Below are 21,828 nucleotides of genomic sequence, written 5' to 3' on the forward strand. Positions count from 1 at the left end.
GTTTTAAGATGAACATAAAAAGCTATGTGCTTGCGGTTGTCGCCGCCTATATTGTTATGGCTATTGTCGGGATCAGCTCCGATATCGTGCTCCAGTCCTATTATGAAAGTTTTATGGCCATCGGCAGAAGCGAGGAAGAGATGATGGCCATGATGCCGCTGTTTCTGTTCGCCTATCTGGTTCAGACGGCCCTGTTCTGTTATATCTACATCAAGGGACGTGAGGCTGGGGATCTGATGGAAGGGGCGCGTTTCGGCGTTGTCATCGGGATTTTCATGGGCACAACCAATGTTATTCTCCATACGGCTCTGCCGTTCAGCGTGGAGACGACAGTGGCCGGGGTCCTGGCGGAGATCGTGGTTTATATCTGCGGAGGCATGACCACAGCACTGGTTTACAAGCCGGCGGCATCACCTGCGCCAGTGGCCTGATGGACAAAAGAGCAACGCCGTTTCAGTAATCGGCGTTGCCTTGATATCAATTCCTAAAATGACCAGTTCAGGTTACTGATGACAAAGCTTCCGCCGGACTGCATTTCCCCGCCGGTTTCATCACCAAGGGACAGGTTGAGGGTGAAGCCCTCCGAAATCTTGAAATCCGCGCCAAGCGCCCAGCGGTTGGTCGTTTCGTCCGGGCTGTCATGTGGCATGTTTTTGATAAAATCATATTCGAAGAAAAAGGCGAGGTCCCGGCCGCCCTTTTTTTCACCCATATCGGGGCCGGCCACCCGTAACTGAAGGCCGCCGACCAGGGTATCCTGTTCGAAAAACTGACCGGTACTGTTCGGGTCGGGAATGGTTTCATTGGTCCTGTAGGTGACCGAGCCGATCAGATGAAACCTGTCATCAAGTCCGGGGATGCCTTCAAAGCCATAGGCGGCGGACAGATAGGCAGCGAAGCCGCGGCCATCCAGCTGGCCAAGATTACCGTCCTCGCTGACCCAGACATGGGCGAGGCCGACGGTAATGTTGGAGGCGTTCCAGTTTCTTTCCTCCATTTCAGTATTACAGGTCAGCCAGTTTTGCTGAAGATAATCCTGCCTTCTGGATTTAAGATTGGCCTGCTCGGCCAGTTTTTCTTCCAGGCTGCTGGCGAGGTTATTCAGGTCGGTGCGCAGCTGGCGCAATTCTTCAATTTCAGAAACCGGCAGGTTTGGCTGGTTCTCCAGGGTTTTAATTCTATCATTGGTCTTGCGGATATTTTGCCGGTGAACCGCAATGCTTCTCTGTAAATTTGTCCGCTCCGTTTCCAACAAGTCATTTTCCCGGTCATAACAGGCCGTCAGTCTGTCGTCCCCACGGGGATCAGCTGAATCCAGTATGGCCACCCGCATACCCAGCGCCAGTCGACTGGATTTGTCCGCTTCTTCCGCCCCTTTGGTAATGGCAAAGGAAAGCTGGGTTCTGGACAGAATGCGCGCCGCCCGGTTATGCCGGTAGTCATAGAGCGTCAGGTCACGTCCCACCAACATCAGATAAGGCGAGAAATCCATGGCCACACCCGATTGAAAGTTGCCGTTGGCGTCGATACCGTTCAGGAGCGCTGTTGCCAGTTCCTGCGGAGTGGTCGGTGTGATGACTTCCTCGGGAGAGAGCCCCATGATGGCAAAGGCTGGAGAATTGGGAACAAGGAAGTCTTCCCGTAGTTCCTTTACTTTAAAACTATCCGTACTATTGATGCTGTCATCTGTATTTGGAACTTCCTCGGCAGAGGCAACACCATGTATCAGCAGCAAGCTCATGCAAACATAAAAGAATCTATGCATATTTCCCCCTCCCCTGTTATGTCGTGACCGTTTGTGTTCAGACGAAAAGAATTTCCCCGGACTCAATTACGGGCATGGCCGGCTCACCTGAATAAGATGCCGAGAACAGTTCCTTCTGCCCCTGTTGAATCTGAAATTTAATCTCGTAATAGGAATCATCCTTTCCCGGAAAGGGAAAGATCGTAAATTCCCAGTTGAGAAAATCATATTTCAAATCTCTTGCTGACCGGTTGACTTGATAACTGAAACTTGTCTCGTCCTTGTTATGTCCGCGCCAGGATTTGAGCACTTCGCCATTGGTTTCATCCGGCCGTAGCTCGATCAGATATTTCACATAACAATTGCTTTCGATGGAAATATTGAGTGTGATCTGTCCGCCAGCGGGATCAATAGGCACCTCTTTGAAAGACATGGAGCCAGTCTCCTGTTGAGTGGTACTCGCATGAAACTGTCGGAAAATTGTAGTACAGGCACCAAGGGAAGACAATTTAAAATTGTATCGGGTGAAGGCGCACAAAAAAAGGAGTGTGAAAGAAAACGGCCACCCGAAGGTGGCCGCCTGGAATTTTCGGGAATTGTCTGTGTTGGCTTACCGGTTTTGCCGGTTTTCAATCAGTTCGTCCACCACGGCCGGTTCCGCAAGGGTGGAGGTGTCACCCAGGTTGGAATATTCGTTTTCCGCAATCTTGCGCAGGATGCGGCGCATGATCTTGCCAGACCGGGTTTTCGGCAGTCCGGGGGAAAATTGAATCAGGTCAGGGGTGGCAATGGGTCCGATTTCACTGCGCACCCAGTTGACAAGTTCCTTTCTCAGCTCTTCCGTGGGGGTAATTCCTGTATTCAGGGTCACATAGGCGTAAATGCCCTGACCCTTGATGTTATGGGGATAGCCGACCACGGCGGCCTCTGCCACATCATGATGGGCAACAAGGGCGCTTTCCACTTCGGCCGTGCCCATGCGGTGGCCGGACACATTGATCACATCGTCAACCCGGCCCGTGATCCAGAAATAACCGTCCTTGTCCCGGTGACAGCCATCGCCGGTAAAATATTTGCCGGCATAATTGGCGAAATAGGTCTGGTGGAAACGGCCGTGGTCGCCGTAAACGGTACGCATCTGGCCGGGCCAGCTGTCAGTAATAACCAGATTGCCTTCGGTTGTGCCCTCCAGAACCTTACCTTCGTTGTCCACAATCTGCGGTTTGATGCCGAAGAAGGGACGGGTTGCGGAACCGGGTTTCAGGTCGGTGGCGCCGGGCAGCGGCGTAATCATGATGCCGCCGGTTTCAGTTTGCCACCAGGTATCAACGATGGGGCAACGGCTGTCGCCCACGACACGGTAATACCACTCCCAGGCTTCCGGGTTAATCGGTTCGCCCACCGATCCCAGGAGTTTCAGACTGGACCGGTCATGTCTTGTCACAAATTCGTCCCCGGCGCCCATCAGCGCGCGAATGGCCGTGGGCGCAGTATAAAGGATATTCACTTTGTGTTTTTCCACCGTCTGCCAAAGCCGTCCGGCATCCGGATAAGTGGGAAGACCTTCAAAAAACACCATGGTGGCACCATTGGCCAGCGGTGCGTAACAAATATAGCTGTGGCCGGTGATCCAGCCCACGTCGGCGGCGCACCAGTAAACATCGCCGTCATGATAGTCGAACACATATTTGAAGGTCAGACTGGTATAGACCAGATATCCGCCAGTGGTATGCAGAACCCCCTTGGGTTGGCCGGTGGAGCCGGAGGTGTAAAGGATAAACAGCGGATCTTCCGCGTTCATTTCCACAGGTTCACATTCGGCCGGTACTTTTGCCGCGGCATCCTGGTACCAGACGTCGCGTCCCTCGACGAAGTTCACTTTATTTCCGGTATTGCGGACGACGATCACGCTTTCCACACTGATGTCTTTATGTTCCAGCGCCTTGTCCACATTGGCCTTGAGCGGCACGAACCTGCCACCCCGCCGGCCTTCGTCGGCGGTAATGATGACATGGCTTTCGCAATCATGCACGCGACCGGCAAGGGCCTCGGGGGAAAAGCCGCCGAATACCACGCTGTGGATGGCGCCGAGCCGGGCGCAGGCCTGCATGGCATACAGGGCTTCGGGAATCATGGGCATGTAGATGGTAACCCGGTCGCCTTTTTTCACATTATGCTCTTTAAGCACATTGGCGAAACGGCAGACTTCCTCATATAGCTCGCGATAGGTGATATTGCGGGAGACGTCGGGCTCGTCGCCTTCGAAAATAATGGCGACCTGGTCGGCCTTTTCCGGAAGATGCCGGTCGATACAGTTGTAAGAGGCGTTGAGCGTGCCGTCCTCGTACCAGCGCACATGCAGGTCCTCTTTGGCAAAAGAAGTATCCTTGACCTTGGTGAAAGGTTTGATCCAGTCAACAGTGCGACCCATTTCGCCCCAGAAACCTTCCGGGTCCTCGACCGATCGCTTATACATTTCCAGATACTTGTCGTTGTTGACATGGGCCCGTGCGGCCACCTCTTTAGGCACCGGATGCGTGATTATTTCAGACATGGCTCATCCCTTATATGTTTGCTGGTTGTGTATATGTACATCATATTTTTTTGACGGGCCTGAGTCAAAGAAACTTGTGGTTTTCAGCGCCCTTTGATCAGTTTACGGATCAGGAAGCGCGCCGGATGCAGGGCATGGATGATTTTCTTCTCCAGAGGCGGAACGTTTCCGGCCAGGATTCCTGTCAGATGGGTGGCCAGAAGAGGGGCGCTCAGGAACCCGCGCGCCCCCAGGGCGCTCAGGATATAGAGGTTGTTATGGTAGCGGGCATCGGGCAGCGGCCGGTGGCGCGGACCGTGTTTCAGGTCGTCATATTCCCGCAGGTAAAAATCCCGGTCCGGCGCCGGCCCTGCATAGGGCAGGTGATCGGGGCTGAAGTAGCGGATGGCGCTGCGCCCGCCCAGCAATTCGGCCTTGTCCAGTCCGGGCGCCAGGGCGGCGGCTTTCTCCCTGTTTTCCTCGTGCTCTTCCGGGGTCTGTGGCAGCGGTACGTCAGGATTTTCCACAGGCCGGAAGCTGGCACCGGCAAGCAGGGCGTCGCTGCCCTCTACGGTCAGTTTCGGCACCATATATCCCTCTTCGGTGATCACATGGTCCGGACTTTCAGCCGGGGCGCGAAACAGGCTAACCTGGCCACTTAAAGCTTCCAGTGGCAGGTGGCCGGTCAGTTCGGATTTTCGAATCAGGGACGGTGCGGTCAGCACCATGGCATCAGCCTCGAAAAGGCTTCCTCCGTCGGCATCAAGAAGATGCCAGCGCCCGTGACGCTGTTCCAGCCGGTCTATCTCCAGACCGCCCCGGAATTCAAGGTCCCGGCCCAGAAATTCGCAAAGCTTTTCCGGGATCAGATAACCGAGGGCCGGAAGCTGGAGGCTGCCGTCCTCTTGTCGCTGCAAAATATGATCCGGCAGGGGAGTGCGTTCCATGAGACGCTCGAATCTTTCCTGCTCTTTTTCCGATGTGGCCCGCCGCTCAATGCCGCAGGGAGAAAATATTCCCTCGGGCAGGGCATGATAGAACTGCAGGGCATGCAAAAGGGCATGGCGGTGAAAACGTCCCTCCCGTCCGTCGTCAACACTGAGGAAAGGATCAAGAATGGCGGCCGGATTGCCCGAGGCTTCCTGCATGGGGGAGGCGTTCCGGTCGAGGATCGTGACCCGGTATCCCGCCCGGGCGAGATGCCAGCCGGTCATCATGCCGGCAATCCCGGCGCCCAGCACGGCAATTTGACCAGCACGATCCAGCGGGGCAGGCAGGCTGTACCAGGGTTCACCGGCAAGGAAGCGGGGCGCGGTTATTGGCTGGTCGTTTCTGAAACTGCCGCGCAGACATTCCCGCTTGTGACCGAATCCCGGCGCCTTTTCCATCATGAAGCCCGCCTCTTCCAGTCCCCGGCGCACAAACCCGGCGGCGGTAAAGGTGGCAATCCGGGTGCCCGGTCCGCTCAGGCTGGCGACAGAGGTAAATAACTGCTCGTTCCACATGTCCGGATTGCGACGCGGGGCAAAGCCGTCCAGATACCAGGCATCCAGTGGCCGGGGGACAGCCTTGTCCAGCATGTCGCAGGCGTCGCCGAAGAGCAGCAGCAGGGTGATGCGTCCGCCGAACAGGCTGCGTTGGTGGAATCCCTCTATGCGCTCCGGCCAGACGGCCAGGAGTTCTTCCAGTTCAGGTGCCAGTTCCGGCCAGCGGGAGAGGGCCCGGCGGATATCCGCTGGCGAAAGCGGGTATTTTTCCACGGATAAATAGAAAAGCCGGGCCTCTTCGGGGGCTGTGGCAAGCCATTCCCGAACGGTGAGCAGGAAATTAAGCCCGGTGCCGAAACCGGTTTCGCCGATGCTGAACTGGTCTTGGTCTTTCCAGACGTCCGGGCCGCCAACACCCTGTAGAAAGACGTAACGGCTTTCTTCCAGCCCGTTTTCAGGATTGTAATAGATGTCGTCAAACCGCCGGGACGCGGGGGTCACATCATCCTGCCAGTAAAGGTCGTCCGGCGACATTCGCTATTTTCTCCATATGCAACAGTCATGCCCCGATCATAGGAAACCCTGCGCCGGAAGCAATTGCCATTTGAAGCAATTGGCATTTTGCGGGATTGCCGCTATGCTGCTGCCGGTATGGTTAACAGTGCATTCAGGGAGAGAGTTTGAATGAAAACCGGTCGGTTATGTGGCGTGCTGTTTCTGTTGCTTGTGGCAATGGTACAGCCCGGGTATGCGAAGGACAGCAAGAAACCGATTATTCCCTGTTCTCATCCGGTCTTCAGGCTGTTTGACTTCTGGGTCGGGGAATGGCTGGTCTATCACCGGGACAGCGGCAAGCTGGCAGGCTATGACCGGGTCAGCCGGACCCTCGCCGGTTGCGCCCTGCAGCAGAGCTGGATTTCACTGGACGACCATTTTTCCTCTCCGAAAGTGCCTTTTCGGATGAACGGCAAGAGCCTGACCGCCTTTGACGGGGCCCAGTGGGTGCAGTTCTGGGTCGATAACCAGGCCGGTTCCCAGGTGCTTAAAGGCGGGCCCGAGGACAAGTCCTTCATTTTATATTCGGAGACACCTGTAGGCGGTTATGACTACAGGATGAGCTGGGTCCCGAACAAGGACGGTACGCTCCTGAACCGGTCCGAACGCCGCAAGGAAGGGACCGGGGAATGGGAAACGGTTTTCGATTTCATTTATCACCGCAATCTCAACCAGCGCCGGTTTGAGGACGAGGAAGAGGATCAGAGTGATAATTGAGTATACGGATTAATCTTTAGGTAAGCTCCGGTGTCTAGACTTTGCGATATGGTATGGAGCTTTTGGGCATGGTCCTTAATATGGGGGAACAATTGAATCTGATCAGGTTAGCAGGTGCGGTCATTGCCGTCCCCCTGATTTTCGGGCTTGCCGGCTGCGGCGGCTCGGGGGGGAGCGGGCCTGTTGCTTCCCCGGTGCCTGCCACTTCCGACCCGACACCTGCGCCGACGGTGCCTATTGTGCCGGTCGTCAATTATAACACTGCGGAATATCGCCTGAATTACGGACTTGACCAGATCGGGGCCATTGCCGCCTATGAAGCGGGGGCTACAGGACAAGGTATCACCGTGGCGGTGATCGATTCCGGGATTGATACGGATAATCCGGAACTGGACAACAATATCCATTCAGCAAGCATCAATATCATTTCCGGCAGCCCGTCAGGTGTTGAGGATCTGAGTGGTCACGGGACGGCGGTCGCCGGGGTAATCGCGGCTGAAAAAAACAATACCTGGGTGCATGGAGTGGCCTTTGACTCGACCATTCTCGCCATTAATGCGGCACACCCGGGATCATGTGAAACAGAAGACGGCTGCGTATTTTATGATAACGATATTGCCGATGCGGTGGATTATGCTGTCGCGCGCGGCGCCAAGGTCATCAATATCAGCCTTGGTGGTGACGCGCCCAACAATTCACAGCTGAAAAATGCGTTGCAGGATGCGGTGGAGGCCGGCCTGGTGATTGTCATTGCCGCAGGCAACATAGAAGACAGCGATCCCGCGGGCACAGGAGACGAACCCCAGGCTTCCAGTCTGGATGCGCTGGAAAACTGGGCCAATGGCCAGATTATCATTGCCGGATCGGTGAATGAAGCCAACCAGATCAGCGATTTCAGTTACAAAGCTGGTGACGATGCCCGGGAGGTCTTTCTGGTGGCAGCAGGTGAAGGCGTGCCTGTTGTTGACAAGGATGAAGATTTTCACTGGCTCTATTCCGGCACATCTTTCGCTACGCCCCATATCGCCGGGGCGGCGGCACTTTTGTTCCAGGCCTTTCCCAACCTGACCGGCGAACAGGTGGCGGAATTGCTCTATAGCACGGCTACCGATCTGGGGGATGCCGGGCTTGACCCGGTTTATGGCTCCGGTCTGGTCAATCTGACGGCTGCCTTTGCCCCGCAGGGCGCCACGTCGGTGGCAGTGAAGACCGCGTCCGGCGATGTGACGACCCTGTCGACGGACAATAGCGTCATATACGATCCCGGCGCTTTTGGCAGTCTCGCCGGAATGGCGTCGGCGCTTAGCGACAGCATGATGCTGGACGGTTACAACCGGTCATACAGCATTGACCTGGGCGGCAGTATCCGTACTGCCGAGACGGGGCCGCGTCTTTCCACCATCATTGACAGCAGCCTTGAGGCCCGGGACGCGACATTGTCTTTGTCATCCACGGCGGAAATCAGTTTTTCCTGGAAAGAGGAAGACCGGTTCCGGGACATCGATGCGCTTTACTTCAGCAACCGGAATGCGGCGGAGAAACGTGTCCGTGACCTGCGCTTTTCTTTCCGTCAGGATTTGCCGGACGGGGCGCATTTCAATCTCGCCAGCGGTCTGACGGTGGCGGAAATCACCTCTGACTATAATCATGATGACTTTCTGACCATCGGCAAGGGAGATTTCCTGTCCCTGATGATCCGCGACGGCAGCGAAACTGCGCTGATGGGCCTGCCGCTGAACCGGGAAACCCGGCTCCGGATGTCATTGGGCCAGGGGCAGAAGACATATGACGGCCTTGACCTGGAGACCGAAAGCACCCTGCTTCTTACCGAACTGGAACATGACATTTTTCCGTCCCTCATTGCCGGAATCGATATAGGGTTCCTGCATGAAAAAGGCACCGTTCTCGGCAGTCTTTCCGATGGCGCCCTGAAAATCGGGGAAGGGGCAAACAGCCTGTTCGGCACCCTCAATTTCGACTATGCCCTGTCCGGGAAACTCAGCCTGTTCGGCAGTCTTTCCTATGGTATTACCGATGTGAAGGCGGCGACGGCCAGTTTGCTTGGCAACATGGACAGATTGCTGTCCCGTAGTTTCTCTCTTGGTCTGAAAGGCCGTAATCTTGCCGGGCTCGGCGAACAGATGAGCCTGGCGCTAAGTCAGCCGCTCCGGGTCGAGAGCGGACAGGCGGGCGTCAGTTATGTGGAAAGCCGGGACTATGTGAACGATGTGCTGAACTTTTCCAGCCGACAGATCTCCCTTGTCCCGGACGGCCGGGAACTGGATATTGAGCTGGCCCTGGAGACGGGAAACTTTTTTGGCGCCAGATTGCGCGTCAACCTGCTGCATCAGATCAATCCGGGACACAGCAGCAGGGCCGGGGACAGTTCATCTGTCCTGCTCAGGCTTTCCTCCGGTTTCTGAGGTGAGATATGAAATATCTGATGGTTCTTCTTTCGACAGTGATGCTTGCAGCCTGTGCAAGGGGAGACGGTTTTCCGCGTGCCGCCTCGGCAGATTGGCCGGCCGGCACGATCGAAACCTCCGCGGGGGTATATCAGGTGCCGCTGGGGCCGGATAAAGACGGCTGCATGCGATATCAGACAAAGGTTCCGGGTGCCATGACCGCCCAGGTGGTCAAATACAGGACAAAGGGCGGCTCTTTCACCATGAACAAAATGGAAGCCGACTGTCTTTCTTCCGGGGATTAGAACCGGTTGCCGTCTAGCCAGACAATTTGTCGTTGTGGATCTGGACCCAGTCCTCGAACTGTGCGACAGGCAATGGTTCGGCGAAGTGGAACCCCTGCAACACGTCACATCCCTTCTGGCGCAGAAGCTGGACATGTTCTTCTGTCTCCACACCTTCTGCCACGACTTTTAGACCCAGACTGTGGCCCAGGCGAATGATGGCATCGGTGATGGCCGCATCGTCATGGTCCTCGGTGATATCCCGGATAAAGGACTGGTCGATTTTCAGCTGATGGACCGAGAATCTCTTGAGATAGGCAAGCGAGCTGTATCCGGTGCCGAAATCGTCTATGGCGAGTGTGACGCCGAGACTGGACAGTTTTTCCAATTTTGGAATGATGGCAGCCTTGTCGGCGATTACCATGCCCTCCGTGATCTCCAGCTCGAGCCACTGGGGAGCGAGTTTTGAGTTGTACAGGGCATCTTCCACGCGTTCTGTAAAGTCACTGAGGTGAAACTGCTTGGCAGATATATTCACACAGACCCTGAACGGGGGTAGTCCCCGTTCCTGCCATTCCTTTGCCTGACGGCAGGCGGTTTCCATGATCCATTGGCCAATGGGGATGATCTCTCCGCAATTTTCGGCAATGGGAATAAATTGATTGGGCGGCACAATACCCCGGGTCGGATGACACCAGCGGACCAGTGCCTCGGCGCCGACAATGCTGTTGTCGATGGTGTCCAGCTGCGGCTGGTAATAGAGGCTCAATTCGTTTTTCTCGATGGCCTCGCTCAAATCCATCTCGATTTCCTTTTCCGCCTTGGCGGAAGCGTCCATCAGGGAATCATAGATGCGATACAGCCTGCGGCCGTTGTCCTTGGCCTGATAAAGGGCCACATCGGCCATACGGATCAGTTCATCCGGGTTGCGGGAATCATGAGGAAAGAAGCTGATGCCGATATTGGTGCCCACATGATGGATTTTATCGTCAATCTCGATCGGCTGCTGGATGCTGTCGAGAATCCGCTGCGCAATTTTTGTGACCACTGATTCATCGTCCAGGTTGGTAAAGACAATAGCGAATTCGTCGCCGCCGAGCCTGGCTACTGTGTCCACTTCCCGGGCGCATTCTATCAGCCGTTCCGCCACAATCCGCAGCAGACGGTCGCCGGTGGCATGGCCGTAAAGGTCATTCACGGGCTTGAACATGTCCAGATCAAGGAACATGACGGAAACTTTCTTGCCCAGGCGTTTCGCCATTCTCAGGGCTTCATCAAGGCGCTGTTGTAACAGATTACGATTGGCCAGTCCCGTCAGGCTGTCATGCATGGCCATTTTCCGGATCAGGGCCTCGGCCTCGAACCTTTCCGTGACGTCGCGGACCAGTACCGTAAACTGTTTTTGCTCGCCAATGCCGACTTCCCGGATGCTCAGTTCGACTGGAAAATGGGTGCCGTTTTTGCGGTAACCGGTTTCCTTGCGTTTATATTCCTTTTTTTCCCGCTCAAGGGAATCGAAATAGATAACGAGGTCTTCCTGGTTCACGAAAAATGTGGAATTCAGAAGGAACAGCAGACTCTGTCCGATCACGTCATCAACAGTATAGCCGAACATTTTCTCGATCGCGTGGTTGGCGGCCACGATAACAGCATTTTTATCGATGGTCAGAAGGCCGTCCGTCATTGCATCCAGAATGGCCTGGGTGTGGCGTGCGGATTCCTCGGCTCTGTTCTGTGCGGCAACAAGTTCTTTGGCAAGTTCCAGGGTATCCAACGAGCCGTTTTTACCGGCGTCTCCTGTTTTGTCCTGGCTCTCGGCTGCGTTATTATTTCTTTGAACACCAATTTTTTTGCGGGATGTGATATCCGCCAGGGTCAGCACATAACCGGTGCCGGGAAGGACTTCTCCCCTGATTTCCACATGTTTGCCGTTTTCCAGATTATGTTCGGCGGAGAACGCAGAAAGATTGTCCGCCAGGTCGGCTTTTTTCATCCTGGCAATCATGGCGTCGGAAACGGAGTCTTTTTGATCGGAGCAAGCAGGGGCTGCGTGTTCAAGAACATCACGCAGATAGGTGGTTTCGCCGAAAATGCTTTCCGGTATTTCGAGAATATTCAGAAGCTTCCTGTTCAAGGTTTCCAAACGCAGGTTGCGGTCAAAATACGCAACCCCATGTGGCAACCCCTCGAGCAAAAACTGAATATCGCCTGCCGCTGGTGCAGCTGTTTTTTTTCTTACCGGCAATATATCACCATTCATACTATGTGCTGAATCCCTGTCTGCAATTCTGACGAGTTTAGGGGGGCAGGCTTAATTTGTGGTTAACGCAAAGCAAATAGATAAATATAAATCTATCAATCGGCATGGGGGGTAAGTCTTTTTATTTGCAAGAGAAAATACATTCTCCCCGCGGGGGGATTGTTCGACAATTCCCTTTATGCGACCATGGGCAGAATACCCTCATTTGTTGAATATCTTCGATTTTCGCGTCCCTTTGTCTGTCGGGTAACTGCCGTAAAATTTCGTCCATTGGCCGAGCCCCCGGACGGAATTATTTTGCCAGCCCGGGGACGAAATGCTAAATCGGCTTCAGACAACAGTCATATTTGATGCCGAAGGCCCGGCAGGACGTGGAAATGAACAAGGAAAGAGAAGTCAGGGAACTGGATGTATCAGGACACAAATGTCCCATTCCGGTGCTGCGTCTCCGGAAAATGCTGGAAATCAGTGCACCGTCCTCCTATATCAGGGTCAGGGCCACGGACGAGATGACCCTTCTGGATATTCCGCACTTCTGTCACCAGGCCGGCCATAAACTGGAAGAACAGAGTGAAGAGGACGGCGAATATATATATCTGGTCCGCAAATGCGGCGCACAGGGCAAATCAGGGTAGCATCAGTTATGAACATCAGCGAAGTCATCGAGACCTTTGAATTTCTGGAAGACTGGGAAGACCGCTATAAATATATCATCGACCTCGGCCGGGATCTGCCGGAACTGGATGAAGCGGAAAAGACCGAGGAAAACAGGGTGCATGGCTGTACCAGCCGGGTCTGGCTGGTGCATGGCCTGGAGAACGGCAAGGTGGTCTTTCGGGGCGAGAGCGATGCCCATATCGTCAAGGGGCTGGTGGCGCTGATGCTGATGATCTATTCAGGCAAAAGCCCGGCCGAGATCATGAAGACCAATGCCCGTGATGTTCTCAACCAGCTGGGACTTGAAAAACATCTGTCTCCCATGCGCACCAACGGCCTGTTTGCCATGGACGAGAAAATCAAATCCGTTGCCCGGGCCTATGCCGGGGTGACCTGATGGTATTTTCCGAAATTACCCCCGAGAATATCAAAACCCTGGTGGATAGCTTCTATGGCAAAATCCGCGAGGATGAGCTGCTTGGCCCCATTTTCATGGAAAAGATCGGTGACCGATGGCAGGAGCATCTGCCGAAAATGTATGCCTTCTGGGGCAATGTGATGCTGAAAACCGGCGGGTATGACGGTCGGCCCGTGCCGCCCCATGTGGGGATCAAAGGCATCAACAGGGAGATGTTTTCCCGCTGGCTCGAGCTTTTTCATGCCACAGCGCAGGAGCTGTACGAGCCGGAGCTGGCAGAGAAGTTTGTTGCCCGCAGTAATCTTATTGCGGAAAGCCTGCAAATTGCTATCTTCAGGATACTGGGCCAGGAAGGCGGGTTTGTCGCCAAGCCCTGGACCCCGGGGGACCAGAGTTAAACAACAGGGATAGAACAGCTGTCATGGCCATGGATCTAAAGGAAATTGTCTTTTTCATTCCCCATGCCAAAAAGCTTGGGCTCAGGTTTGTCGAAACCGACGGTGATGCCATGATTGTGGAAATGCCTTTCCAGGAAGCTATTGTCGCCCGCAAGGGCAGTGGAATCATTGCCAATGGCGCCGTTACCACCATGATGGATACGGCGCTAGGGGCGGCGGTGTTCAAACGTCTGGGTGAAATGAGGAAGCTGGCGACCCTGGACCTGAGGATGGACTTCCTGAGGCCCTGCCTGCCGAACCATACGGTTTATTCCCGCACCGAATGTATTCGCTTGACCCGCGAAGTGGCCTTCGCCAGGGGGGTGGCCTGGTGTGATGATCCGGAAAAACCTGTGGCCCAGTCCATGGCGGCCTTTTCCATTGCAGAGATTAGTCTGGATTCCGGAGCGGGAAAATGATTGTAGAAGATCTGAAACCCCTCCACTGCCTGGAAGAATTTGATTGTCCAATAGCTGATGGCGCCTATGGGGAATTCTTACATTTGCGCCTCAAACGGCAGGACGGCACGCTGATCACAGTGATGGATTTCGAAGAGGACCTGATCGGGGCGCCCTTCCCGCCGACTTTGCATGGCGGCACAGTGGCGGCCATGATGGAAATTGCCGCCTATTGCCAGCTTGTTTTCGACCTGGACATGGCCAAGAGCCCTAAAACAGTGGATATGAGCATAGACTATCTGAGAAGCGGCAAACCGCAGGATGTTTTTGCCCGGGCGGAAGTCGTGCGTATGGGACGCCGTTTTGCCAATCTGCATGTGGTCGCCTGGCAGGAAGACCACGATAAACCCATCGCCAAGGCCCATCTGCATTTCCTGATTATCGACGAAATCTGAACCGAAAGGGAATCCCCTCCCGCCGGGGCAGGAGGGGAAGTGTTATTTTTTGGCCATCAGGTCCAGCAAGGCATAAACTGTCGCCTCAACGCCTTTGGTGATGGCCGGTTCCGGAGAAATCCTGAACAGCGGCGAATGATGGCTTGGAACCGCCGGACCACCCGTCTTCGCTGCCTCCAGGGTCTCTTTCGGAGTGCCGCCAATGGCGAAATAAACACTTTTGATGGCCGGGTCGGTGGTGAAGAAGGGGAAGTCCTCTGCTCCCATACCTTTGGTCGGGATGTCTACAACGGCATCTTTACCCATTTTTTCGCTCCAGACCATTTTCAGGCGCTTGGTCGTGGCAGCGTCATTGACTGTTGGCGGGGTGCTTTCCTTGGAATAGATGACTTCCGGCAACTTGTCTTCCGGCAGGCCTGCCGCCCGGCCGATGTTAACGGCGATTCTTTTGATGCCGTCGAGAAGGATTTTCCGGGTTTCCGGGCTCGTATTCCGCACGGTGAGCTGGAGATGGGCCCGGTCCGAAATGATATTATGTTTGGTGCCGGCATGGAAAGAGCCGACGGTTACCACTCCCGGCCAGCGGGGCGGCAGTTCACGGGAAACCAGGGTCTGCAGGGCGACCACAATCTGGCTGCCGATCAGGACCGGATCCTTGCCGGCATGGGGATAGGCCCCGTGAGATCCAATGCCGTGGACAATAATATCGACGCTGTCGGACCCGGCATAGGGTGAGTTTTCAGAAACATTGATGATTCCCGCTTCATCGTTGGATGACACGTGGAAAGCCAGGGCGTAGTCCGGTTTGCCGAAACGCTTCCAGAGGTTGTCCTTCATCATGGCCTTGGCGCCCATGATCCGTTCCTCGGCCGGCTGACCGATCAGCATCAGGGTGCCGGACCACTGGTCCTTCATGGCGTTCATGCGCCGGGCGGTGCCGACAAGGCTGGTGATATGCACGTCGTGTCCGCAGGCATGCATCACAGGCACCATATTGCCGGTGATTGGATCTTTCTGTTTTGCTTTCGACGCGTAGGACAGGCCGGACTTCTCTTCCACCGGCAGGCCATCCATGTCCGCGCGCATCATGACCAGCGGGCCATCCCCGTTTTTCATGATGGCGACAATGCCCGTGCCGCCGACCCCTTCGGTCACCTCGAAGCCCTCGGCCCGCAATTCTTTCGCAATCCGGGCGGCGGTCTTGGTTTCTATCAGACTCAGTTCCGGATTCTGGTGGAAGTGGATGAAAAGATCTTTCAGATGTTTGTCGTAATCCTTCGCAACGGCGCTGGCCAGATCATCGCCCGCAAAGGCGGTGGAGGAGGCCATCAGGATCATGCCGAAAAACAAGGCAGCGGTTTTTTTCATTGGATATCCCCGTAGTATTGTTTTTTAAATCAGACTTACTGCTGACACCGACTGTATCAGATCAGGAGGGGAGTTCAAACAAAACCTCATCCGCGTTTCATGAACCGACCAGGCGTTCCCGGTAAAAAAAATGCAGGGGAAAAAACCCTGAAATTTCAGCATCATTTGGGTCAGTTCGGAGACAAAAACAGGGGCAATTTTAGATACAAATTTATATATCAATGTTTTGTTTATAAATAGCTTATAACCTAGGTATACCGTAGTTTTCAGGGCTGATAATGACACAAGAAAAGACCAGTTCAATCATATATCCGATCCTTGGCTCCCTAACCTTGACCCTGCTGGTTGCCGGGATGGTGTTTATTGCTCCCAAATATGCGCCGATCACCGGTGTGGGGGCGATTGTTCTGCTTGGCGTTTTCCTGTTCCATCTTTATAGCAAAAACAACTCCCTGGAGGAGCGGCTGGAAGAGGCGACCCTGGATCTTCAGGCAAGCCGTGATGCCCTGGCAGCGGAAAAATCCGCCATGCAGAAGATTGCGGCGGAAAATATCGGCCTGGCTGAAGACAACTTTCTTGCCCGCGAAGAGGCGGAAGCCAACAACCGGGTTGTGTCGGCAATAATGGAAAATATGCCACAGGCGGTCTGTGCTGTTGCCGCCGACGGGACGCTTCTGAAGTGGAACAAGAAATTTGAACCCTTGTTCAGTATGCCTGAGGGGACGGCGCGGGTAGGCATTGCCTTCAGCGAGGTCACTGCTGACCTGGACAAAGCGCGCTTACGGCTTCTCGAAAGCGGCGACGAGGCTGAGTCCGCAGTGCCGGAAAACTGCGCCGAGTATGACCTGCCACAGAATGTCATACATTATGAACGCGATATGCAGGATGGCCGCACCCTCGAGGTTCTGCGTACACCTATGCCTGACGGCGGTTTCATTGCCACCTATACCGATATTTCCGAGCGCAAGAAGTCGGAGCGTGTGATCCGGCATATGGCTCATTATGATTCCCTGACCGGGCTTGCCAATCGTGTCAGGTTTACCGAAAAACTGGAAGCCCTTCTGCATCAGAACCGGCAGACCGGCGGACGCTTCGCCGTGGTCATGATCGATCTGGACAAATTCAAACATGTCAACGACACCTACGGGCACCCCATGGGCGACAGCCTTCTGGTGGAAGTCGCGGGAATATTTGCCTCCAATATTCGCAGCCACGACATTGCCGCCCGTCTGGGGGGCGATGAATTCGCCCTTTTGCTGGGCGGTATCAAGCATGTGGACGAAATCATGATTCCCCTGAACCGTATTATGGAAAAGATTGGCCAGCCGCTTACGGTGGACGACCAGGTGCTTAATGTGGGTTCAAGTATGGGGGTCGCCCTGTATCCGCTTCATGCCCGGTCTTCCGAGGACCTTGTCAAGGTCGCGGATGAAGCGCTTTACGCCGCCAAAAAAGCGGGCAGAGGACGAATTATGCTGGCCTCCGCGCCCGGCGCCTCTGTCCCTGCGGATATGCGTGCTGCCGGGAAAGGTAACTAATTTACTCTTCCGGTGCGGCAAAATACCGCCGAGTGCCGGCTTTTTAGTTTTTGTTGAATGCCTTGCCGTGAAGCCGCCCTTCCGGATGTGGGATGGTTTCGGTGATCTCCGGAATGGAAAATTCAAATACCATGCGATCCTTTTTACGGATAGCCCAGAGGCGACGTTCCGATGACGATCGGTCCCAGGCGATGCCCTGACCTTCCATATTGGGCACTTTTACCGTGGCGGCCCAGTGAAGAACTGATCCGGCACGGGGGAGTTCCATGACATAGAGTTCCCCATGGTCATGTCCGGTAAGGTAAAGATATCCGTCGGGCCCCCAGGAGCCTCCACTATTGCTCATGGGGCGCATGCGTTGCAGAATTTTTTCGGGAAGAGTCCAGGACTGAAGAATGTTAAAATTATTGTCCATTTTGACGATCTGGGTATTCAGGGTTTCTCCATAAGGCGCGGTCTGACCTTTTGGAACCCTGTCATAATTTGCGAAAGCGCCCCACCAGAAGCCCTTGTGTCGGTCAAGCCATGTGAAAGACCCGCGATTGATTCCGAAACTGTGGGTGCCGATGTGAGCCATGGTCCCTGCATCCCAAATTTCCACGGAACTTGTCATCGGCCTCTGGCCATAATTGGAATGGGCGGCATAGAGCCTGCCGTCAAGCTCCATCATGCTGTCCAGATGAACAAGCGGAGCTCCTTCCTGTTCGCCGTCCCATTGCAGCAGGGGCCGGCCGGTTTTCCTGTCATGTTTGGTAATACGGAAATTGTTGGTGGCATAGAAATAATTTTCATCCACGGCTATTCCCTGGCGGGCATCGAATGTTTCTGTGCTCTTCAGCAGGACTGCCTGATATAGGGGTTTTTCACCAGCAACGGCGCAGGCAAGCGAAGCCGTCAGGAAGGCAGTAACAAAGGCAATTTTCGTGAACATTTATTTCTCCGGCGAAAGGGTGGAAAACTGAATAATCCTCCCGCTTGATCATATCTAGCTTCTGAAAATGGCAGTTTTTTTACAGGCTGACGCTGGCGCCCAGGCAGAAGTAGCGTCCGATATATTCAAAATCAGCAAATCAGGTTCGGGTTTGGCGAACGCCTGCAGCTCTATTTTTCCGATTTCTGTTTAAACATGGCGCAGGGATCTTCCCGTTCTGCCGCCTTTGTAAAAATCACAAAATCAAAAGGCAGCCCATCAAGGTCATAAATTCGGGCATAGTCTGAGGGCTTTTGCAGCTCTTTCCTGATTTCCAGCATGCCGACGCTCGCAACGCTATCGGCCCCGCGTTTCAACAGAAAGTAGGGAACGGCCATATCGTTTCTGACATGTCCGTTGCCGGCAATCAGAATCGCTTGTCCATCGAGGCTCTTCAGGCTTTGCTCCATAAGGCTCTGGCTCATGGAAGCATCGCGGAGCCGTTGGATCAGACTGAAGGCAGGGAGGATATTTTCGGGCAGGGCGTTACAGTGACCTTCCCTGATTTCCCGGCGACTTCTCTGCTCCAGATTGTCCGGCCATTCAATGTCCAGCCAGGGGGAGAGAATTTCCCTGAGGTCCGGGCTAAGGCCGGCAAGCCCCTGTTTATGAACGGCCCCCACATCGTGGCGGGACAGGCCACCGGCACCGAGCGGCAGATTCTTCAGCATGGCGATGTCAAACAAAGGCTTGTACCAGTCCCAGTTCGGCCAGCCGCTGTTTTTCCAGTCCAGCAGTATTTCCAGGCCGGTGGCATCGTGCCGCACGGATTCTGTATCGGGGCCGGGGGTTTGGAAGCGGCCCCGGAAAATGGCAAAGGCGTTCTGTTTACTTCGGTCTACCATTTCAAAAACCACGGCCCGCGCCTGTCCGCTGCCGATCAGTCTTTCAAGCAACTTGGCCTGCCGGTCGTGATGGGATTTGTTGTCATGAACCTCGCCCAGCAGCACAAATCGCATCTTTTTCAGGTGGTTCAGAAGCTGTTTTTCCGCTATGAAAGCCTGTTGCTTCGTGTCCCAGATTTTTCCTTCCAGGTTTTCCCCGAAGGCAAGGCTTGCGAATAAAGAAAAATACAGGGCAATGATACAGGAAAATCTCATGTTGGGCCGATCTCTGTTATACTTGTGATGGTAAGAGTTCGGGGCAAGCTTTGCGGATTGATCCCGGCAAGTCAACTGTCTTGCCCCGGGGAGAAGGATAACGTATCTTCAAGATATATAGAAGGATGATGTCATGACCGAAACCAATTATCAAATTTTGCTGAAGTCGAGACCTGTAGGCTGGGTCAGCGAGGAAAATTTTGAGTATGCTGCCGGGGAGATGCCGGCCCCGGGACCGGGGGAAATTCTGGTCCGCAACAAGTTTATGTCCCTTGATCCTTATATGCGCGGTCGCATGAATGAAGGCAAGTCCTACGTGCCGCCTTTCGCGGTTGGCGAAGTGCTTGAAGCCGGGGTTGTAGGCGAGGTCATCGTCTCCAACAATGATGATTATGCTGTTGGTGATCATGTGACCGGGCGGCTTGGCTGGGAAAATTATTCAAAGTCTGATGGCCAGGGATTGATGAAGGTGGACCCGGATCTGGCGCCGCTATCCTGGTATCTTGGGATTCTTGGCATGCCCGGGATGACCGCCTATGTAGGGCTGATGTCCATCGGTCAGCCGAAGGAGGGGGAAACCCTGTTTGTATCCGCTGCCTCCGGGGCTGTGGGCAGTGTGGTTGGCCAGCTCGGCAAAATCATGGGGCTCAGGGTTGTCGGTTGTGCCGGTGAGGATTCCAAGGTCGCCTGGCTGACCGATGAGCTGGGTTTTGATGCGGCCTTCAACTACAAGACCTGCGGTCCGGTATATAAAAAACTGCGGGAGCTGTGCCCTGAAGGAATCGATATTAATTTTGAGAATGTAGGCGGTGAAATTCTTGAAGCGGCGTTATGGCAAATGAATGATTTCGGCCGGATAATCATGTGCGGGTTGATCTCGGCTTATAATGACAAGGAACCGGCGCCCGGTCCCCGCGGCATGGCGCTGATTGTTCAGCGGCGCTTGAAAATGCAGGGTTTCATTGTGTTTGATCATCAGGATCTGTGCCGGGAATATATGGCCAAAGCCGCCGGTTGGGTCAAGGAAGGTAAACTCAAGTACCGTGAGACCATTACCGATGGGCTCGAGAATGCCCCCAGGGCCTTCATCGGCCTGCTCAAGGGGGAGAATTTCGGCAAACAGATTGTCAAGCTGGACTGACGCAGGGATTATCTCGGCGGTCCCACATCTTCGTTGGCGGGGGGCAGAAGGTCCCTGTCGTTCACGGGACATCTGGGAAAGCGGGCATCGGTAACGGTGCCGTCCGGACAGCTGTAGCTGCAGTTACTGGATCCAGAACAGATGTTGCGGGCCGTATTCTCACCGGCTTCCCGGCTGCAGGCCGCCAGTGAAAAAAGAAATAAAATTAATAAAGTGCGGTGAAGCATCCCTCTTTCTCCCTTTCGGAGGAAGTATAAGTATGAATGGGGCCAAAAAAGGGCCCGGTGATTGACTTGTGTCATGGGAAGATATCTAATGTCGCTTAATGTGCAGGTGCACAATAAAAAGGGCAGGAGAAATCTCCCATGAGCGGTTCGCTTCTCAGGAATCTGGTCATATTCGTTATTATTCTGGCTGCTGTAGTTGGCGGGGTTCGCTGGTGGCAGGCGAGAAATAGCGAGAGTTTTTCCGATTTTGCCTCCGGGAACGGTCGAATCGAAGCGGACCAGGTGGATGTGGCGACCAAATACGGCGGGCGTATTGTCGCCATCTATGCCAATGAGGGCGATCTGGTGCAGCCTGGCCAGGTTCTTGCAGTTATGGATACGGCTGAAGAGGAAGCCCTTCTGGAAGAGGCCAGGGCCGCCATCGCCCAGGCGGAGCAGACCGTCCACGAAGTGGAAGCCACCATCGTTCAGCGGGAAAGTGAACTGAAGTTTGCCGAGCAGGAACTGGAACGTACAAAGACTCTTGTTGCCAAGGGCCATGTGTCCCAGCAACAGGCGGACCAGAAAATCAGTGCCCGGGATATTGCCGTTGCAGCGCTGAGTGCCGCCCGGGCGCGTTTCAAGACTACGGAACAGGCGGTAGCCTCGGCCAGGGCGGAAGTGAAGAGGGTCAAAATCCAGATTGATGAGGCCACGCTGAAATCGCCGGTGCATGGTCGGGTACTCTACAGGCTGGCAGAAAATGGAGAGGTTCTGGGGGCGGGCGGCAAGGTGCTGACCCTGATTGATCTGAGCGATATCTATATGACTATTTTCCTGCCGTCGGTTGAGGCCGCCAGAATCCGTTTCGGCGCCGAAGCCCGCATCAGGATTGATGCAGCGCCCGGCCGGGTTATTCCCGCGGTCGTGACTTTTGTTTCCCCCGAAGCCCAGTTTACGCCGAAACAGGTTGAAACCCGTGACGAACGGGAGAAGCTCATGTTCCGGGTCAAGGTGACCATTCCCAGCGAACTCGTGATGAAAAATATTGAACGGGTCAAGACCGGTGTCAGGGGACAGGCCTTTGTCCAGTTGAACAAGGAGACGCCCTGGCCCGACGAGTTGCAGATTAACCTGACCCAGCCTGAAGGATAG

The 21,828-nt window shown here is 54.6% G+C and carries 21 protein-coding genes; 12 read left to right on the top strand and 9 right to left on the bottom strand.

The features are described 5' to 3' along the window. Nucleotides 1-8: 8 nt before the first annotated feature. Entirely contained in the window at nt 9-431 is a 423-nt protein-coding gene (locus ACN0YD_RS01600) for a hypothetical protein (RefSeq protein ID WP_417316890.1), read from the top strand. Nucleotides 432-484: 53 nt separating this feature from the next. Here the strand turns inward: ACN0YD_RS01600 and ACN0YD_RS01605 are convergent, their stop codons facing one another. The 4 genes from ACN0YD_RS01605 to mnmC all read right to left on the bottom strand — a co-directional run bounded on the left by ACN0YD_RS01605 (nt 485) and on the right by mnmC (nt 6,298). Continuing rightward, complete coding sequence (locus ACN0YD_RS01605; RefSeq protein WP_417316891.1) at nt 485-1,765, bottom strand: hypothetical protein; 1,281 nt, start codon at nt 1,763-1,765, stop codon at nt 485-487. A gap of 37 nt (nt 1,766-1,802) precedes the next feature. Further along, nucleotides 1,803-2,177: a hypothetical protein gene (locus ACN0YD_RS01610; protein WP_417316892.1), complete on the bottom strand. Its 375-nt coding sequence runs from the start codon at nt 2,175-2,177 to the stop codon at nt 1,803-1,805. A 177-nt stretch (nt 2,178-2,354) separates the two neighbouring features. Continuing rightward, nucleotides 2,355-4,298 carry an acetate--CoA ligase gene (acs, locus tag ACN0YD_RS01615; RefSeq protein WP_417316893.1) on the bottom strand — a complete coding sequence of 648 codons (1,944 nt, stop codon included), beginning with the start codon at nt 4,296-4,298 and terminating at the stop codon, nt 2,355-2,357. Nucleotides 4,299-4,381: 83 nt separating this feature from the next. Next, a complete protein-coding gene (gene mnmC, locus ACN0YD_RS01620; protein ID WP_417316894.1) occupies nt 4,382-6,298 on the bottom strand; it encodes a bifunctional tRNA (5-methylaminomethyl-2-thiouridine)(34)-methyltransferase MnmD/FAD-dependent 5-carboxymethylaminomethyl-2-thiouridine(34) oxidoreductase MnmC in 1,917 nt (638 codons plus the stop codon). 150 nt (nt 6,299-6,448) lie between these two features. Between mnmC and ACN0YD_RS01625 the strand changes: the two genes are divergently transcribed. The 3 genes from ACN0YD_RS01625 (at nt 6,449) to ACN0YD_RS01635 (ending at nt 9,746) form a co-directional block, all read left to right on the top strand. Continuing rightward, nucleotides 6,449-7,036: a hypothetical protein gene (locus ACN0YD_RS01625; RefSeq protein WP_417316895.1), complete on the top strand. Its 588-nt coding sequence runs from the start codon at nt 6,449-6,451 to the stop codon at nt 7,034-7,036. A gap of 68 nt (nt 7,037-7,104) precedes the next feature. Then, the gene (locus ACN0YD_RS01630; protein ID WP_417316896.1) at nt 7,105-9,459 is read left to right on the top strand and encodes a S8 family peptidase; all 2,355 of its coding nucleotides are present in this window, start codon (nt 7,105-7,107) and stop codon (nt 9,457-9,459) included. Between the two features lie 8 nt (nt 9,460-9,467). Further along, complete coding sequence (locus ACN0YD_RS01635; protein ID WP_417316897.1) at nt 9,468-9,746, top strand: hypothetical protein; 279 nt, start codon at nt 9,468-9,470, stop codon at nt 9,744-9,746. A 13-nt stretch (nt 9,747-9,759) separates the two neighbouring features. On the opposite strand, the gene ACN0YD_RS01640 is transcribed toward ACN0YD_RS01635, so the two are convergent. Next, nucleotides 9,760-11,985: an EAL domain-containing protein gene (locus ACN0YD_RS01640; RefSeq protein WP_417316898.1), complete on the bottom strand. Its 2,226-nt coding sequence runs from the start codon at nt 11,983-11,985 to the stop codon at nt 9,760-9,762. A 377-nt stretch (nt 11,986-12,362) separates the two neighbouring features. On the opposite strand from ACN0YD_RS01640, the gene ACN0YD_RS01645 reads away from it, so the two are divergent. From ACN0YD_RS01645 to ACN0YD_RS01665, 5 genes are read left to right on the top strand one after another with little or no spacing between them, the layout of a single operon-like run. Next, the gene (locus tag ACN0YD_RS01645) at nt 12,363-12,620 is read left to right on the top strand and encodes a sulfurtransferase TusA family protein (RefSeq protein WP_417316899.1); all 258 of its coding nucleotides are present in this window, start codon (nt 12,363-12,365) and stop codon (nt 12,618-12,620) included. Between the two features lie 8 nt (nt 12,621-12,628). Continuing rightward, nucleotides 12,629-13,039 carry a SufE family protein gene (locus tag ACN0YD_RS01650; RefSeq protein ID WP_417316900.1) on the top strand — a complete coding sequence of 137 codons (411 nt, stop codon included), beginning with the start codon at nt 12,629-12,631 and terminating at the stop codon, nt 13,037-13,039. Beyond that, the gene (locus ACN0YD_RS01655; RefSeq protein ID WP_417316901.1) at nt 13,039-13,458 is read left to right on the top strand and encodes a group III truncated hemoglobin; all 420 of its coding nucleotides are present in this window, start codon (nt 13,039-13,041) and stop codon (nt 13,456-13,458) included. The genes ACN0YD_RS01650 and ACN0YD_RS01655 overlap by 1 nt, the downstream gene beginning before the upstream one ends. Nucleotides 13,459-13,481: 23 nt before the next feature. Further along, the gene (locus ACN0YD_RS01660; RefSeq protein WP_417316902.1) at nt 13,482-13,916 is read left to right on the top strand and encodes a PaaI family thioesterase; all 435 of its coding nucleotides are present in this window, start codon (nt 13,482-13,484) and stop codon (nt 13,914-13,916) included. After that, nucleotides 13,913-14,350, top strand: a complete 438-nt coding sequence (locus tag ACN0YD_RS01665; RefSeq protein WP_417316903.1) for a PaaI family thioesterase — start codon at nt 13,913-13,915, stop codon at nt 14,348-14,350. The genes ACN0YD_RS01660 and ACN0YD_RS01665 overlap by 4 nt, the downstream gene beginning before the upstream one ends. A 42-nt stretch (nt 14,351-14,392) precedes the next feature. Here ACN0YD_RS01665 and ACN0YD_RS01670 read toward each other — a convergent pair whose 3' ends face one another. Next, nucleotides 14,393-15,718: an amidohydrolase gene (locus ACN0YD_RS01670; RefSeq protein ID WP_417316904.1), complete on the bottom strand. Its 1,326-nt coding sequence runs from the start codon at nt 15,716-15,718 to the stop codon at nt 14,393-14,395. A 278-nt stretch (nt 15,719-15,996) separates the two neighbouring features. Here ACN0YD_RS01670 and ACN0YD_RS01675 point away from each other — a divergent pair, with 278 nt between their 5' ends. Then, nucleotides 15,997-17,256, top strand: coding sequence for a diguanylate cyclase domain-containing protein (locus ACN0YD_RS01675; RefSeq protein WP_417316905.1), 1,260 nt, complete (start codon nt 15,997-15,999; stop codon nt 17,254-17,256). Nucleotides 17,257-17,299: 43 nt separating this feature from the next. On the opposite strand, the gene ACN0YD_RS01680 is transcribed toward ACN0YD_RS01675, so the two are convergent. Both ACN0YD_RS01680 and ACN0YD_RS01685 read right to left on the bottom strand, forming a co-directional pair. Next, nucleotides 17,300-18,187: a hypothetical protein gene (locus ACN0YD_RS01680; protein ID WP_417316906.1), complete on the bottom strand. Its 888-nt coding sequence runs from the start codon at nt 18,185-18,187 to the stop codon at nt 17,300-17,302. A 170-nt stretch (nt 18,188-18,357) separates the two neighbouring features. Then, nucleotides 18,358-19,326 carry a ChaN family lipoprotein gene (locus ACN0YD_RS01685; protein ID WP_417316907.1) on the bottom strand — a complete coding sequence of 323 codons (969 nt, stop codon included), beginning with the start codon at nt 19,324-19,326 and terminating at the stop codon, nt 18,358-18,360. Between the two features lie 133 nt (nt 19,327-19,459). Between ACN0YD_RS01685 and ACN0YD_RS01690 the strand changes: the two genes are divergently transcribed. Continuing rightward, nucleotides 19,460-20,467, top strand: a complete 1,008-nt coding sequence (locus ACN0YD_RS01690) for an NADP-dependent oxidoreductase (protein ID WP_417316908.1) — start codon at nt 19,460-19,462, stop codon at nt 20,465-20,467. A gap of 8 nt (nt 20,468-20,475) precedes the next feature. Here ACN0YD_RS01690 and ACN0YD_RS01695 read toward each other — a convergent pair whose 3' ends face one another. Continuing rightward, entirely contained in the window at nt 20,476-20,694 is a 219-nt protein-coding gene (locus tag ACN0YD_RS01695; protein WP_417316909.1) for a hypothetical protein, read from the bottom strand. Nucleotides 20,695-20,832: 138 nt separating this feature from the next. Here ACN0YD_RS01695 and ACN0YD_RS01700 point away from each other — a divergent pair, with 138 nt between their 5' ends. Then, nucleotides 20,833-21,828 (top strand): HlyD family secretion protein, encoded by a 996-nt coding sequence (locus tag ACN0YD_RS01700; RefSeq protein ID WP_417316910.1) that lies wholly within the window; start codon nt 20,833-20,835, stop codon nt 21,826-21,828.

The sequence above is a fragment of the Emcibacter sp. genome, assembly GCF_048269205.1.
Classification (GTDB): Bacteria; Pseudomonadota; Alphaproteobacteria; order Sphingomonadales; family Emcibacteraceae; genus Emcibacter.